This is a genomic window from Micromonospora sp. NPDC003776 (genome assembly GCF_053605645.1).
Genome location: NZ_JBSGJR010000118.1, coordinates 1 through 14,036, shown reverse-complemented (window position 1 = coordinate 14,036; position 14,036 = coordinate 1). Strand labels below are relative to the sequence as shown.

14 protein-coding genes and 1 tRNA gene are annotated in these 14,036 nt (G+C 72.1%); 7 read left to right on the top strand and 8 right to left on the bottom strand.

All coding sequences use genetic code 11. The features are described 5' to 3' along the window. Positions 1-82: 82 nt before the first annotated feature. Both ACWEVO_RS13005 and ACWEVO_RS13000 read left to right on the top strand, forming a co-directional pair. Positions 83-916 (top strand): TrmB family transcriptional regulator, encoded by an 834-nt coding sequence (locus ACWEVO_RS13005; RefSeq protein WP_452307740.1) that lies wholly within the window; start codon positions 83-85, stop codon positions 914-916. A gap of 151 nt (positions 917-1,067) precedes the next feature. Beyond that, positions 1,068-1,661, top strand: a complete 594-nt coding sequence (locus ACWEVO_RS13000; protein WP_452307739.1) for an ATP-dependent Clp protease proteolytic subunit — start codon at positions 1,068-1,070, stop codon at positions 1,659-1,661. Positions 1,662-1,720: 59 nt separating this feature from the next. Here the strand turns inward: ACWEVO_RS13000 and ACWEVO_RS12995 are convergent, their stop codons facing one another. Both ACWEVO_RS12995 and ACWEVO_RS12990 read right to left on the bottom strand, forming a co-directional pair. Continuing rightward, complete coding sequence (locus ACWEVO_RS12995; protein ID WP_452307738.1) at positions 1,721-3,514, bottom strand: adenylyl cyclase; 1,794 nt, start codon at positions 3,512-3,514, stop codon at positions 1,721-1,723. A 101-nt stretch (positions 3,515-3,615) separates the two neighbouring features. Next, on the bottom strand, positions 3,616-3,969 hold the full coding sequence (locus ACWEVO_RS12990) for a winged helix-turn-helix transcriptional regulator (protein ID WP_452307737.1): 354 nt from the start codon (positions 3,967-3,969) through the stop codon (positions 3,616-3,618). Between the two features lie 121 nt (positions 3,970-4,090). Between ACWEVO_RS12990 and ACWEVO_RS12985 the strand changes: the two genes are divergently transcribed. Continuing rightward, positions 4,091-4,936: an SDR family oxidoreductase gene (locus ACWEVO_RS12985; RefSeq protein WP_452307736.1), complete on the top strand. Its 846-nt coding sequence runs from the start codon at positions 4,091-4,093 to the stop codon at positions 4,934-4,936. Between the two features lie 52 nt (positions 4,937-4,988). Here ACWEVO_RS12985 and ACWEVO_RS12980 read toward each other — a convergent pair whose 3' ends face one another. The 3 genes from ACWEVO_RS12980 to ACWEVO_RS12970 all read right to left on the bottom strand — a co-directional run bounded on the left by ACWEVO_RS12980 (position 4,989) and on the right by ACWEVO_RS12970 (position 7,181). After that, the gene (locus ACWEVO_RS12980; protein ID WP_452307735.1) at positions 4,989-5,765 is read right to left on the bottom strand and encodes an HAD-IIB family hydrolase; all 777 of its coding nucleotides are present in this window, start codon (positions 5,763-5,765) and stop codon (positions 4,989-4,991) included. Positions 5,766-5,922: 157 nt separating this feature from the next. Continuing rightward, a complete protein-coding gene (locus ACWEVO_RS12975; RefSeq protein WP_452307734.1) occupies positions 5,923-6,516 on the bottom strand; it encodes a GNAT family N-acetyltransferase in 594 nt (197 codons plus the stop codon). Beyond that, a complete protein-coding gene (locus tag ACWEVO_RS12970; RefSeq protein ID WP_452307733.1) occupies positions 6,516-7,181 on the bottom strand; it encodes a VOC family protein in 666 nt (221 codons plus the stop codon). The genes ACWEVO_RS12975 and ACWEVO_RS12970 overlap by 1 nt, the downstream gene beginning before the upstream one ends. An 81-nt stretch (positions 7,182-7,262) precedes the next feature. Between ACWEVO_RS12970 and ACWEVO_RS12965 the strand changes: the two genes are divergently transcribed. Together ACWEVO_RS12965 and ACWEVO_RS12960 are read left to right on the top strand one after the other, a co-directional pair. Then, positions 7,263-8,219 (top strand): helix-turn-helix transcriptional regulator, encoded by a 957-nt coding sequence (locus tag ACWEVO_RS12965; protein ID WP_452307732.1) that lies wholly within the window; start codon positions 7,263-7,265, stop codon positions 8,217-8,219. 67 nt (positions 8,220-8,286) lie between these two features. Further along, a complete protein-coding gene (locus tag ACWEVO_RS12960; RefSeq protein ID WP_452307731.1) occupies positions 8,287-9,027 on the top strand; it encodes a class I SAM-dependent DNA methyltransferase in 741 nt (246 codons plus the stop codon). 16 nt (positions 9,028-9,043) lie between these two features. Here the strand turns inward: ACWEVO_RS12960 and ACWEVO_RS12955 are convergent, their stop codons facing one another. The 3 genes from ACWEVO_RS12955 to ACWEVO_RS12945 all read right to left on the bottom strand — a co-directional run bounded on the left by ACWEVO_RS12955 (position 9,044) and on the right by ACWEVO_RS12945 (position 11,119). Then, positions 9,044-9,985, bottom strand: a complete 942-nt coding sequence (locus tag ACWEVO_RS12955) for an inositol-3-phosphate synthase (RefSeq protein ID WP_452307730.1) — start codon at positions 9,983-9,985, stop codon at positions 9,044-9,046. Between the two features lie 35 nt (positions 9,986-10,020). Then, positions 10,021-10,096, bottom strand: a tRNA-Arg gene (locus ACWEVO_RS12950). A 462-nt stretch (positions 10,097-10,558) separates the two neighbouring features. Then, entirely contained in the window at positions 10,559-11,119 is a 561-nt protein-coding gene (locus tag ACWEVO_RS12945; protein ID WP_452307729.1) for a helix-turn-helix domain-containing protein, read from the bottom strand. A 1,509-nt stretch (positions 11,120-12,628) separates the two neighbouring features. Here ACWEVO_RS12945 and ACWEVO_RS12940 point away from each other — a divergent pair. Further along, complete coding sequence (locus ACWEVO_RS12940) at positions 12,629-13,258, top strand: helicase-related protein (protein ID WP_452307728.1); 630 nt, start codon at positions 12,629-12,631, stop codon at positions 13,256-13,258. A 208-nt stretch (positions 13,259-13,466) separates the two neighbouring features. Next, positions 13,467-14,036: MFS transporter (locus tag ACWEVO_RS12935; protein WP_452307727.1), on the top strand; the 570-nt coding region annotated here is incomplete at its 3' end.

Genomic DNA, 14,036 nt, shown 5'->3' with positions numbered 1-14,036 from the left:
ACCCGCCCTCGACGGACCGATCGGCCGTCGACGGCGTGATCGATCTCCCCGCGCCGGTGTCCCGGCAGCTACGGTGTGTGCCATGACCGGCATAGCGCCCCTCATCGACGCCCTCATCGGGTTGGGTCTCACCCAGTACGCCGCCCGGGCCTACCTGGCCCTGGTGGTCCGCGACCGGTACACCGCCGCGGAGCTGGCGCGCGCCTCCGGCGTGCCCCGGCAGCGGATCTACGACGTGCTCAACTCGCTGAACGAGCGCGGACTGGTTCGCGTGCGGCCCGGCCCGGTGGCGCGGTACGCGGCCGTCGACCCGCAGGCGGCGGTCAGCCGGATGATGGAGGCCCACCGCAGCGCGTACGAGCAACGCGAGCGTGCCGGCGCCGAGCTGATCGACCAGCTGGCTCCGCTGTGGACCCGTGGGCGGTCCGAGGACGACCCGCTGGACTACGTCGAGGTCATCCGGGACCGGGAACAGCTCGGCGAGCGGTTCGCCGAACTCCAGTCGAGCGCCCGGCACCAGCTGCTCACCCTGGCCAAGATGCCCTACCTGGTGGTGGAGAACCAGGCCGGGATGGACGCGGCCCAGCGGCTGGCCCGCGAGGGCGGGGACGTCCGCTGCGTCTACGAGCACGCGATGCTCGACGACCTGGCCCTGGTGGCGCACACCCGGGGCTTCGTGGACGCCGGCGAGCGAGCCCGGCTGGTCGCCGAGGTGCCGATGCGGCTCTGCATCGCCGACGGCGCGCGGGTGCTCATGTCGATGCGGGACCCGCGCGCGGACGAGGCGTCGAGCACGTCGCTGCTGATCGAGCACCCGGCCCTCGCCCAGCTGCTGATCCAGGCGTACGAGTCGATCTGGGCCGCGGGCGAGGAGTTCCAGGCGGCGGTGGCGCGGGTGGTGATCCCGGCCGGCTGACCCCGCCGAGCACCGGCCCGGCGGCTTCTGCCGAGGGCGGATCTGCCCCGGGCAGAATCCCTGGGCCCACGGCCACCGCCCGCCGGAGGCTGGAGGCGGCCGGTTCCCGGGCGGCCCGTCGCCCGCCGGCGGCACGGAGGGTGGTCAGGTCATGGGGTACGGCATCTGGATGCTCGACGAGGGGCAGCCGTCGTTCGGCGACCGGGTCTTCGAACGGCTGCTCAAGGAGCGGATCATCTTCCTCGGCACCGAGGTCACCGACGCGTCGGCCAACCAGATCTGCGCACAGATCCTGCTGCTGGCCGCCGAGGACCCGGAGCGGGACATCTTCCTCTACATCAACTCGCCGGGCGGCTCGGTCACCGCGGGGATGGCCGTCTACGACACCATGCGGTACGTCAAGAACGACGTGGGGACCTTGGCGCTCGGACTGGCCGGCTCGATGGGCCAGTTCCTGCTCTGCGCCGGGGCGGCCGGGAAGCGGTTCGCGCTCCCCCACTCGCGGATCATGATGCACCAGCCGTCGGGCGGGATGGGCGGCACCGCCGCCGACATCACCATCCAGGCGGAGAACATGCTGCACGTGAAGCGCACGATGCAGGAGTTGATCGCCGGGCACAGCGGGCGCACGCTGGACGAGATCCAGCGCGACTGGGACCGGGACCGCTGGTTCACCGCCGAGCAGGCCCGCGAGTACGGCCTGATCGACCAGGTGGTCACCCGGGCCGAGCAACTCCCCGTCTGAGGCCCGCCGGAGGCGGAGGACCCCGCCGGCCACGGGCCGGCCGGGTCCTCCGTCCCGGGTCAGGGGTAGCTGATCACGGGGCTGGTGCCGTAGGAGCCGATCACCGCGGTGCCGGCCTCGTTGATGGTGCATTCGATGCCACCGCTGCCGTCGAGGAAGACGGTGATCGCGTCGTGGAACCGGACGCCCGCCCGGCGGGGCGCCTCGATCGCCCGGTCGCAGCGGATGTCCACGCCCTGGTTGAAGTACGAGTAAACGCCCAGCCCCCACGCCTCGTGCTCCCGCACGTCCCCGGCGACCTTGTACGAAGCCCAGCCGTTGCCGGTCGGGCTGCGCCAGGCGGCCTGGCTCGGCGGGTCGTACGGCAGTTCGCTCTGGTAGAAGACCGTACGTCCGCGCTCGCCGCGCCACACCGTCTGCCAGCGCTGGTAGTGCTCGACGAAGAGCCCGTACGCGGTCACGTCGTCGCCGTTGACCACCACGCCGGTGTCGGCGGTGTTGACGGTCCAGCCGATGGTGCCGGATTCGCCGTGGTCGCCGCGCCAGGCCCAGATGTTGTCGATCAGGGTGTGCCGGCTGTTCACCACCAGGCTGGTGCGCGCCCGGCCGACGTTCGGGCCGCCGATGCGGACGAAGACGTCCTGCAGCGAGATCGGGTTGCCGGCGTGCGACCGGCGGCTGTGCGGCTCGCCGACCTGGACGAGCACCTCGGACTCGACCGGCCCGGCGTCGACCAGCACCCCGGCGATGCGTACGCCGTCGACGTCCTCGATCCGCAGGGCCGCGTCCCCGGTGGTCGGGGCGAGGCTGGGCATGCCGAGGCCGAGCACCACGGTGTCGGGGTGCTTGACCCGCAGCGCCCGGTCCAGGTGGTAGACGCCCGGGGTGAGCAGCAGGTGCCGGCCCCGGGACAGCTCCTCGTTGATCCGCTGGGCCGAGTCGGTGGGCCGGGCGACGAAGAAGTCGGCCAGCGGCAGCGAGGGGACGGGCCGGGCGCCGGCGCCCCAGGTGGTGCCGGCCGTGTCGTGCCGCAGCGCGGGTACGGCCACCCGCCAGCCACCTGCCGCGTCCACGAAGAGGTACGGCTTCTCGCGGGTGACCGGGCTGGTCGGCAGGGTGGTGTACGGCGGGTTCGGGAAGCCCGGCGCGGGTGCGCCGACCACGCCCGAGAAGACCTGGTTCCAGACGCCGTTGGTCCAGTCACCGCCGAGTTCGCTGTCCCGGGTCAGCCACTGCTGCTGGGAGCCGTTGATGGTGATGCCGTCCACCCTGGAGTCGGCGATGTACCCGCCGCTGGAGTAGCCGCCGTTGCCGGGCTCCAGCCAGAGGATGCCCTTGATGTGCACCCGGCGCATGGGGGACGCCTGGGAGACGGCCCACTGGTTCGACCAGTCGGTCGGGGTGACGGCGAGGTTCTCCACCGAGCGCCAGAAGTTGGTGAGGGCGGAGATCCCGGCGGGCGAGTTGGGGTCGGGCTGGCCGATCACCCGGACCGCGCCGTGGATCTCCACGTCGTCGGGGTGGGCGCCGAGACCGGCGACGGTGGTGTAGTAGCCGAGCCGGGCGTTCACCTCGTACCGGCCGGGCTTGAAGAGCACCGCGTAGCGGTTGGCGCCCATCTCGTTGTGTTCCTGGGCGGCGAAGAGGCGGTCCAGGGTGGACTGGATCTCCTCGACGGGGGTGCTCGGGTCGTACACGAAGACGTTGGGGCCGAAGTCGGGCTCGGCGGCGCGGTCGTCGGCGGCGGGCGCGGCGGCGGTCGGCAGCGCGGGGAGCCCGAGGGCGGTCAGCGACGCGGCCGAGGCGGCGGTGACGGTGAGGAATCGGCGGCGGGAGCGGTCGAGTGGTCTCATCTGCCTGCCTGTTCGGGATGGTGGGGTACGGAGAGCGCTCTCTCGCCGTTCCTACCCCATCGACCTCGATCGCGCCAGACTCCGCCGGTTCCGGAACCGGGTCAGCGGGCGTCGTAGCGGGCCCGGGCGGCCTCCACCTCAGCGAGGTGGGTGGTGGCCCACGCCTCCAGGCCGGCGACCAGGTCGAGCAGGCTGCGGCCGAGGTCGGTGAGCGCGTAGTCCACCCGCGGCGGCACGCTCGCGTGCACGGTACGGGTGACGATGCCGTCGCGCTCCAGGCCACGCAGCGTCTGGGTGAGCATCTTCTGGCTGATGCCGTCGACCCGCTCGGCGATCTCGCCGTAGCGCTTGTCGCCGCCGGCGAGGGTGAGCACGATCAGCACGCTCCAGCGGTCGCCGATCCGGTCCAGGACCTTCCGGCTGCCGCAGTTCCGGTTGAACGGGTCCGCCTGCACGGGCTCACTCTCCTTCAGTGCGTACCGAACTTGAAGGTGCCTACTCTCCAACGGGAAGTCAAGCGGGATGCTTCCCGTTGCCGTGGGAAGACAGCCGATGTCGCAACCACAGGGAGTCCTCATGTCCATCGTCGTCACCGGCGCCACCGGCCCGCTCGGCCGCCTGATCATCGAGTCGCTGCTCGACCGGGGCGTACCCGCCAGCCAGATCACCGCGGTCGGCCGGAACATCGACCGGCTGGCCGAACTCGCCGGGCGGGGCGTGGTCACCCAGCGGGCCGACTACGACGACCCGGCGTCGCTGCAGGCGGCCTTCGCGGGCGCGGAGAAGCTGATGTTCGTCTCTGGCAGCGAGGTCGGCAAGCGGGTGGTGCAGCACGGCAACGTGGTCACCGCCGCGAAGGAGGCCGGCGTCGGGCTGGTCGTCTACACCAGCATCGCGCACGCGGACACCTCCAGCCTGGTGCTCGCCGCCGAGCACAAGGCGACCGAGCAGCTGATCAAGGACGCCGGCCTGCCGTACGTCTTCCTGCGCAACAGCTGGTACCTGGAGAACTACACCGGCCAGCTCCCCACGTACCTCCAGCACGGGGTGGCCGGCGCGGCGGGCGACGGGCGGGTCAGCGCCGCGAGCCGGGCGGACTACGCCGAGGCCGCCGCCGCGGTGCTCACCACCGAGGGCCAGGCCGGCCGGGTGTACGAGCTGGGCGGGGCGCCCTTCACCATGACCGAGCTGGCGGCCGAGGTCTCCCGGCAGGCCGGCCGGACCATCTCCTACCTCGACCTGCCCGTCGACAAGTACACCGAGCTGCTGGTCGCGGCGGGCCTGCCCGAGGGGTACGCGGCCGTGCTCGCGGACGGCGACCGCGGCCTCGCCCAGGGCGAACTGGAGGTCGAGAACGACCTGGCCGCGCTGCTGGGCCGCGCCCCGACCACGCTGGCCGAGGCGATCCGCGCCGCGCTCTGACGGCTGCCGTCGCCGCCCCGGGACCATGCCGGCCGGGGCGGCGGCGGGGCCGTCAGGCCCGCTGCTCGCGGAGCTTCACCAGGTCGTCGACGAGGGCCTCCACGTAGTCGGCCGTCTCCTCCCAGCGGGTCACCGGGACGCACTGGATGCCCATGGCCTTCACCGGGTAGTCGTTGCCGCCCGCGTCGAGGCGGTCACCGACGAAGAGCACGTTGTCCAGCTTCAGGTCCAGGCACTCCAGCAGCTTGCGCATGCCGTACGCCTTGTCCACACCCTTGCGGGTGACGTCAATCGACGTCGAGCCGCCGCCCCGTACCTCCAGGTCGGGCAGCTTCTCCGCGACCGCGTCCCGGAGCCGCTTCTTCTTGCTGCCGTCCGGGTCCCAGCCGTACTTCTCGGCCGGCGGCGCGGACTGGCCCAGCGCCGAGAAGGTGATCTGGCTGCCCCGATCCTCGATGATGTCGCCCCAGGTCTTCGCCTCCCAGAGGCCCAGCGCCTGCGCCGACTCGGTGAGCGCCGCGACCACGCGGGCCTTGTCCGCCTCGCTCAGGTCCTCGGCGTAGACCTGCCGCCACTGACCGTCGGACCAGCGGTAGTAGCGGGTGCCGCAGGTCGGCATCAGGTGCAGCCGGCCGCGCTGCTCCTCACTGAGGTCGAGGTGCGCCAGGACCTGCATCTCGAACTGCTCGAACCGGCCCCCGGAGATGATCAGCACGTCCACCTCGGTGAGCAGGTGGCCGAGGAGTTCCGCCATCCGACGATCGATCTGGGACTTGGAAACCGCCAGGGTGTCGTCCAGGTCGAACGCCACCACTCGAAGATCGTTCATCAAGTACCACCATGTCGTCGCGGGCAGGCCAGGACTTAGCAGGGTACCGACGGTGACCACCCGGCACCCGCGAACCCCGATCGTCACGCTGCGCACCGCTCCCTCGCGGAGCGTAGCAACGGGCCCGCAGCCGGCACGGCCGGTTTCCCGCTCCCGGTCAGAAGTCGATCCGCATCACCAGCCGACGCGGCGTCGGGTGACTGACCTTCACGAAGCCGGCGTCGGCGAAGATGCTCGGGCTGCCCACGTACAGCTCTCCCCAGCTGGCCTCCCGGCCTGGTGGCAGGACGATCGGGTAGCCCTCCAGGGCGCGGGCGCCGCGCCCGCGGGCGAAGTCGACGGCGGCCCGGGCGAGGGCGCCGCTGACCCCCCGACGCCGGTAGCCCACCCGGGTGACGAAGCAGGTCACCGCCCAGACGCCCGGGTCGTCCCGGTCCTCGGCCCGGCCGGTCCAGGGCACCCGGGTGTACCGCAGCCGCGGGTACGCGGTCCGCGGCTCGACCGCGCACCACCCGACCGGTTCGCCGTCCAGGTAGGCGACGAGCCCGCTGGTGCTGCCGGCCCCGGGGTGGTCGCAGTCGGTCTGCTCCCGCAGCCGCCCGGCCCGCGCCTCGACCGGCAGCGACCGCCAGTCCCGGTCCCGGACCTTGAACCACTGGCACTGGCAGCGGGCGGCCTCGCCGCGCCGGCCGAACACCGCCTGCAGGTCGTCCCAGCTCGCCTCGTTCGCGGGCACGACGCTGACCGTCATCAGGACGCCGCCCCGCCGACCGTGCCGACGCAGGCCTCGTTGCCCTCCGGGTCGGCCAGCACCCAGAACGCCGGCGCGTGCGCGTCGCTCACCAGGCGGCCGCCGGCCGCCACGGCCGCCGCGATCCGGGCCTCCGCCACGTCGTACGGGACCCAGACGTCGACGTGCATCCGGTTGCGCTGCGGTCGCGGCTCGTCCATCTGCTGGAACCAGAACGCCGCCCCGCGCCCGCGCCGATCGACCAGGTCCTCGGGGCTGCCCGCCCGGTACGCGTACCCGAGCAGGGCCTGCCAGAACGGCGTGACCGTCGGCAGGTCCAGCGCGTCGACGGTCACCTGCACGCTCTGCACGGCCGACGGATCGGCGGACACACCCAGTTCGCGCGCCGCCGCCGAGATCTCCCGGGCCAGGGTCAGGTCGGCTCCGGTCAGCCCGTAGTGGTCGGCGGTCGACGTGACCAGGCGTACGGCCACCCCGTCGCGCCGCAGGTCGACGTCCGGTTGGTGGTCGGCCAGGCTGGGCAGCTCGCCGATCGCCCGCACCAGCCGTACCCCGGCCGCGAACGACCCGGTCCGGAACCAGGCACCCGCCCCCTCGCCCAGCACCCGCCAGTCCGCCACCCCGTCGGCCGCGTGGAACTGGGCGGGGGTGATCCGCTCCGTCACCGTCACTCCCCTCGTCGGTGCCGTTCAGTCTTCACCCGGTTCCCGACACCTTCTGTCGGGTATATGAGCCACCATGACGGGGTGCGTGCCTCGCGGATGATGACCCTGCTGCTCCAACTCCAGGTGCGCGGCCAGGCCGGCGCCCGGGAGCTGGCCCAGCTGCTGGCGGTCAGTGAGCGCACCGTCCAGCGGGATGTCGAGGCCCTGATCGCCGCCGGCATCCCCGTGCGATCGACCCGGGGCCCGGCCGGTGGCTACCGTCTGGACCGCGGCTACCGCACCCGCCTCACCGGGGTCGGCCTGGACGAGGCGGGCGCGCTGGCCTTCCTCGGGCTGACCGGCCCGGCCGAGCAGCTGGGCCTCGGCGAACTGCTGGAGGGGGCGCGGATCAAGGTCTGGGCCAGTCTCACCGGGGAGGCCCGGGAACGCGCCGGCCACACCGCCGAGCGCTTCCACCTCGACCCGACCCGCTGGTACGGCACCCCCGAGCCGGTGCCGTGCCTGCCCCAGCTCGCCGACGCGGTCTGGCGCGACCGCCGGGTCCGCCTCGAGTACGTCCGCGACGGGCGGGCGACCACCCGGGAGGTGGACCCGCTCGGGCTGGTGCTGGCCGCCGGGGACTGGTACCTCGTCGCGCGGCGGGACGGGCAGCGGCGCACGTACCGGGTCTCAAGGGTGCGCACGGTGGAGGCACTGGCGGAGCCGGTGGCCCGTCCGCCCGGCTTCGACCTGGCCGGGTCGTGGGCCGAGGCCCGCCGGGCGCTGGAGGACGAGCAGGTCGCGGTCGAGGCGACCGTACGCGTGGCGGCCCGGGCCCTGCCGCGCCTGCGCCGCCTCGTCCCGGTGCCCGGCAAGGACCGGGTGCCCGTCACGGCCACCGGAGAGGTCGAGCTGACCGTCCCGTTCGAGAACGTCGGTTGGGCGGTGTCGGCGCTGCTCAGCCTCGGCTCCGCCGTCGAGGTGCTGGCTCCCGACGAGCTGCGGCAGCGGGTGGTGGCGGAACTGCGCGCCGCCGCCGACCGCTACGTGCATGCCTGACGGCTGCGGCCGGGGCGCGGCCGGAATTCGCTCGACATCGGGCGCGGCCACGGCCAGGGTCGGGGTCATGCTGAGCCAGGAGGAACTCTGGGACGCCGAGGCCGCCCAGCGCTACGACACACCCGGCACGGGCATGTTCGCCCCCGAGGTGCTGGGGCCGACCGTGGACCGCCTCGCCGACCTCGCCGGCGACGGGCGGGCGCTCGAATTCGCCGTCGGGACCGGCCGGGTGGCTGTGCCGCTGGCCGAACGGGGCGTACCGGTCACCGGCATCGAACTGTCCCGCCCGATGGCCGAGCGGCTGCGGACGAAGGTGGACGAGGGGACGATCCCGGTGTTGGTCGGGGACATGGCCACCACCGTCGCCCCGGGCACGTTCTCGCTCGTCTACCTGGTCTACAACACCATCTCCAACCTGCAGACCCAGGCGGAGCAGGTCGCCTGCTTCCGCAACGCGGCCCGCCACCTCGGTCCCGGCGGCCGGTTCGTGATCGAACTCTGGGTGCCGGAGCTGCGCAAGCTCCCACCGGGCCAGCAGGCCACCGTCTGGCACGCCGAGCCCGGCTACATCGGCCTGGACACCTACGACGTGCTGCACCAACGCGCCGTGTCGTACCACTTCCATTTCGGCGAGGGCACCGAGGCGCGGCTGTTCCGCAGCCCGCACCGCTACATCTGGCCGGCCGAGCTAGACCTGATGGCGCAGCTGGCCGGCTTCGAGCTGGAGTCCCGGCACGCCGACTGGTCCGGCGCGGAGTTCACCGCGGACTCCCGCTCCCACGTCTCGGTCTACCGCCTGCCGGGGTGACCCTGGTCGACTGTCCTCAGATCGCCGTCCCGGGTGGGGATTTCAGCAGCGAAGCCGCCTCGGCCGGGTAGCCGCCACGGCCCGATCGTAGGGCGGTGGCGGCGATCCGAATGAGGTCGATGTTGACGCCGGCTGCCCCGCTCGGGTCGTGCACCTTCAGTCGTACATCCAGGCTCACCGCCGTCTCGCCCCAGCCCTGCGCCTCGATGTTCAGGTGAGCGATCTTGTGCGATCCCAGCTGCGGAAGGTAGCCGAGGGGCGCCATCTGCACCTTGTCGGAACCCACGGCGTTCAACTTGGACTGCTTCTTGGTGTTGGGGCGCTCGACCAGATTGCGGAAGTCCTCCGTACCGCCCAGATTGACCTGGTACGAACTGACCAGCGTGAGGCCGCGCTCCTCGAGCAACCGCAGCAGCGCGTGATGCAACACCGAGGTGCCGAACTGGCTGGCCAGGTCGTCGCCGAGCACCGGCAGGCCGGCGGCCTCGAAACGCGCGAGCAACGAGGGTTCCCGGGCGACCGCGTCCGACGTGGTGTTGACGAACGCCACCCCGGCCAGCAGCGCGGCCTCGGCGTACGCGCGGGCGGTCTCCGGCCGGCCGCTCGGCGCGGAGTAGAGCAGCACCTCGGCACCCTCCAGCGCGTGCGCCACCCGCTCGATCCCCGTCGAGTCCACGAGACCGCGCTGCACGGTCACGCCGGCCGGTGGCAGCTGCGTGTCGAGACGGGGGAAGTTGTTGGGCGGCACGAAGATCGCCTCGTGCAGGTCCCGGCCCACCTTGCCGTCGGAGCGCGCGAAGGCCGCGACCACGTCGATGTCGCCGATGCCCAGCTCTCCGATCACCGGTCGGTGGATGCCCACCAGGCTGCCGGTCTGGCGATAGAAGGCAATCCCCTGCACCAGGGCTGAGGTGTTGTTGCCGACGCCCACGACGGCCACTCTGACGTTGTTGATCACGACGCGAGGCTACGCAAGAGATCACGGGTCTGACCTGGTGCCCCCGGCAGGATTCGAACCTGCGACACACGGTTTAGGAAACCGTTGCTCTATCCCCTGAGCTACGAGGGCGCGAGCGCTCAGTCTAGCGACCGGCGCGTTGACCCGGGATGCCAGGGAGCGGCCCGCGTTGACCCGGGTTGACCGACCCGTGCGGGTGGGGCGACGATCAAACGTCGACCACACGGATCGCACCGACGATAGACACCCGTGGGCCCGGTTTGCACCAGGTAGCACTAGTTGACCCGGGCTGGCATCAGCTGGCGAGCACACGTCGCGCCGGACGGCATCCGGTTCGATATGCACCACGTGCGCAGCAGGTGGCGGAGGCGTCCAACCAGCCGCTGTCGTTGGCAAGTTGCGCCGCCAGCCGCGGCGCGTCGACCCGGCCACTCCAGTCCGGTTCCGCTGTGGCGAGCAGCGCGTTCGAGTTCCTGTCCGGCCTCAGCGGTGCGCCCGGTGCGGACAAGGACCTCCGCCGCGAAGTGGTCCACGGCGTGGAGGTCTACGGCGTTTCCTGGGACGTCGGGGGGTTCACCTGCGCTCGATCGCCTCGGATCGGCAGGGGACGCAGCGGCCTGCGGGTTGGCCAATATGCCCAGGACGTTGGCACGGGCCGGCGTTTGGCGTGGCCGGGCGCCGCCAGTCGGTCCCGGCTGCCACCGGAGCCCGCCGGCTTGCGGACAGAATCCGCCGCCACCGGCCATGGCTCGCGGGTGCGTCGGCTTTCAATTGGTCTTCAGTACTTCGGGTGACACTCTGGCTGTCACCCCGGGCGGGCGATTTTGTCACCCCCGCCGGTCGGTTTGTCACCCCCGTTGTGGTTGTGGTCGGTCGGTTCTGGTGCACCAGCCGGTAGACGCGGGTGGCGATGCCAGCGACCGTCGACACGACGAGACGACCCAGTTGCACGAGTTTGGCCAGGCATCGTTGCACGGTGCGTTCGGAGCAGCCGACGTATTCGGCGAGGGTGGCAACCGATGGCCAGGCGTTGCCCTCACGGTTGGCGTGGGCGGCGATGGCGATGGCTACCGCTCGTTCGTTCTTCCCGAGGTCTTTCGTGGTGAGCAGGGCAGCCTTGACGGCTTGACTCATGGCTTGCGGATCTCCGTCCGTCAAATTCCGGTGGCGCCTGTCGTTGCGCCCCGGACCGATCTGTGGGTGGAAGCCGCCGGCACGTGCGGTGCGGCGGTGCGATACCTAGGCGAATCCGTTGCGGCGGCGCTTCGCCGGCCAGGGGTCTATGGGGCAGCTTGTGCCCGCCCGGGCAGGGCTGGTCATCGCTTGCGTCTCCTTTGTCAGCAGGCCCTGCCGGGCCGGGTGATGGTGCGAACCCGTCGCCGATGGATCAGCCGCCGGCGGGCCCTGATCCACGCTCAATCCGTCGCCGGGGTCAAGCCACGTCGAGTCGGCACCGCCGGCGGGCGCCGATCGGCGCACCCGGCTCAGACGCCGACCGATACGGCACCCCTGTGCGGCGTACTGCTGGACCGGGGCGCCGCCCTGGTGCTGAAGTCACCGAACGTCACCCGGACGCGTGCCGGCAGCTGCGCCACGAACTCGGCCAAGCCGCACCCGGGTCGACGGCCCGGACCGGCTGCCCGACGCGGATCCCGTGCCCCTGGCCGACATCGCCCTGGACACGAAGGCCACGCACTACACCCCGGGGCGAAGTCGATGCTCGCGAGCCGGTCCGCAGTCCGCCTTCGCTGGTCCACGCGGCCCATCGCCGCGGTCCCGGGGGCGCCGCCACAGCGGTCCTTGCCCCGGCGCTCCAGCGCCCGGCGGTCCGGGACGCTGTCCGACGGTCCGGACGGACCCGGGCGGTCCGGGACGCTGTCCGGGCGGTCCGGGACGCTGTCCGGGCGCGGTCCGGGCGGTCCCGGACGCTGTCCGGCGGTCCGGGCGGTGCGGGCGGTCCGGGACGCGGTCCGGGTGGTCCGGAATGCTGTCCGGGCGGTCCCGGCCGGCGGGAGGCGGGCGCAACACCGGTCCGGGACCGCGGGCCGGAGACCGTCGCTGGTCCCGGCGGCCGGCGATTCCTGTCAGACCTGAGCCGTCCGGGTGCGGCGAGCAAGCGATTCTGTCAGCAAGCCCGACATCTGACCGAACCTGACCCGACCTAACAGGATCTGACCTCGTGGGTGGGCCAACAGTTGATCTCCGTAGAACCTGGGGCGGTGCAGATCGGCGGCCTTGCCAGCTCTGACAGGGCCTGACAACGGCGCAGCAGCGGTACGGCAATTTCCCCGGCTGTCACCATGGCCTGCCGGCTATACGAGGACCCGCACCGGCTGCCGAGAAGGACTGTCCTGGGCGCTCGCCCGCGGCCGAGCCGGCCTGTGGTTGTCAGCCAGCGGGTGGGGGCTCGGCCGGGTACGGCCTTGGGGGCTCGGTTGGGGGCGTCGGCGATTCGCGCCCCCAAACGAGCCTCGCCGATCCACCCTGTCAGCCGGATGAGCCGGGAAAACACCACCCGGCAGAAGTCCACCGGCAAGATCAAACTACCCCGACTCCCTGATACTTCTTAGGGCCCCAAGGGGTTCTTACGCAGGTACGCCAAGAGCGCTGTTCATCCGCGAGACCACATTCCAGCCCGGCAACGTGGACCTGGACGCGCCCGGCGCGCTCGCCGAGGTGCACCGAAGACTGGCCCTCGACGAGTCACGCAACGCCCGGATCACCGATGACGTCGTCGCGGCACTGGCCCCTGGGCACAACTGTCTCGTCCTCACCCGGCGGGTCGCTGACTTCGAGGCACTCACTGCCCTGCTCTTGACGCGAAGACATCAGGCGCTCGTGCTGCAAGGAGCGATGAGCGCCACCAACCGACGGACGCTCGTCGGTCGACTCGATCGAGCCAAGACCGGCGACCGCCTCCTCGTCATCGGCACCACACCGTTCATCGGCGAAGGCTTCGACGCCCCCGCGTTCGACACCCTGTTCCTCGCCGGCCCGATCTCCTACGACGGCCTACTCATTCAATGCGCCGGCCGCATCATCCGCGACCCCCGGAGGGACGTCGTCGAAATCCACGACTACCACGACCAGCCACATGAATCTGATGGGTTCGGACTACGGATCGGAAGGTTCCGAGTCAGGGTTCCAGCCCTGGCCGGGATCAGCATGAGCCGCCCAAAATCATGTGTCGAACATCCTGCTCAAGCTCGGCGTCGCCGACCGGGCGCAGGCGGTGGCCCGGGCACGGGACGCGGGCTACACCGGCCGGGCTGAGTGGCCCCGCCGGGCGCGTCCCCGCCCTCAGATGGGCTACCGTCGGCTGGTGATCCCCGTGGAGGCCGTCGCGGCCGCGTACGCGCAGTGGATCACGCCCGCGCTGCCGTTGTACGGCAACGACCACGAGCGGGCCGACTTCGCTCCCTGATCCGGTCCCGGATCCCCTTCCTCTCACCCGTTCGGAAGCAACCGGGAGCGATGCCTCATGTCCGTCGACAGTTCCGGGATCCGGGGCGTGCTGCGCGCGCCCCAGGTGTTACGGGTCCTGCTCAGCAGCCAGGTCGGCCGGCTGCCCACCGCCAGCGGGCCGCTGGCGCTGTTGTTGTTCGCCCGGCAGTCGCTGAGCCTGGCCACGGCCGGCCTGCTGGTCGCCGCGTACACGGCGGGGATGGCGTTGGGCACTCCGCTGCTGGCCCGGGCGGTGGACCGGTGGCGGCAGCCGCCGGTGCTCTGGGGGGCGGCGATCCTGTCCGGTCTCGGGTTCGTGGCGGTGGCGCTGACCGGGGGCCACCTGGCCGGCGCGGTGGTCGGCGCGGCGGTGGCCGGGCTGGGTACGCCCCCGCTGGAGGCCTGCCTGCGGACCCTCTGGCCCAGCCTGCTGCCGGCGTCGGCCGTGCCGACGGCGTACACCCTCGACATCGCCGTGCAGGAGGTGATCTTCGTGGTCGGCCCGCTGGTCACCCTGCTCGCGGTGACCCTCGGCGGGCCGCCGGCAGGGCTGGTCGCCGCCGCGGTGGCACAGCTCGCCGGCACGGCCGCGTACGCGTCGGCGCCC

Excerpts from the sequence above, each read along its gene's own strand:
- ACWEVO_RS12985 (WP_452307736.1), top strand. The coding sequence starts at position 4,091 with ATGTCCATCGTCGTCACCGGCGCCACCGGCCCGCTCGGCCGCCTGATC.
- ACWEVO_RS12945 (WP_452307729.1), bottom strand. The coding sequence starts at position 11,119 with ATGAGTCAAGCCGTCAAGGCTGCCCTGCTCACCACGAAAGACCTCGGG.
- ACWEVO_RS12980 (WP_452307735.1), bottom strand. The coding sequence starts at position 5,765 with ATGAACGATCTTCGAGTGGTGGCGTTCGACCTGGACGACACCCTGGCG.
- ACWEVO_RS13000 (WP_452307739.1), top strand. The coding sequence starts at position 1,068 with ATGGGGTACGGCATCTGGATGCTCGACGAGGGGCAGCCGTCGTTCGGC.
- ACWEVO_RS12995 (WP_452307738.1), bottom strand. The coding sequence starts at position 3,514 with ATGAGACCACTCGACCGCTCCCGCCGCCGATTCCTCACCGTCACCGCC.
- ACWEVO_RS12975 (WP_452307734.1), bottom strand. The coding sequence starts at position 6,516 with ATGACGGTCAGCGTCGTGCCCGCGAACGAGGCGAGCTGGGACGACCTG.
- ACWEVO_RS12960 (WP_452307731.1), top strand. The coding sequence starts at position 8,287 with ATGCTGAGCCAGGAGGAACTCTGGGACGCCGAGGCCGCCCAGCGCTAC.
- ACWEVO_RS13005 (WP_452307740.1), top strand. The coding sequence starts at position 83 with ATGACCGGCATAGCGCCCCTCATCGACGCCCTCATCGGGTTGGGTCTC.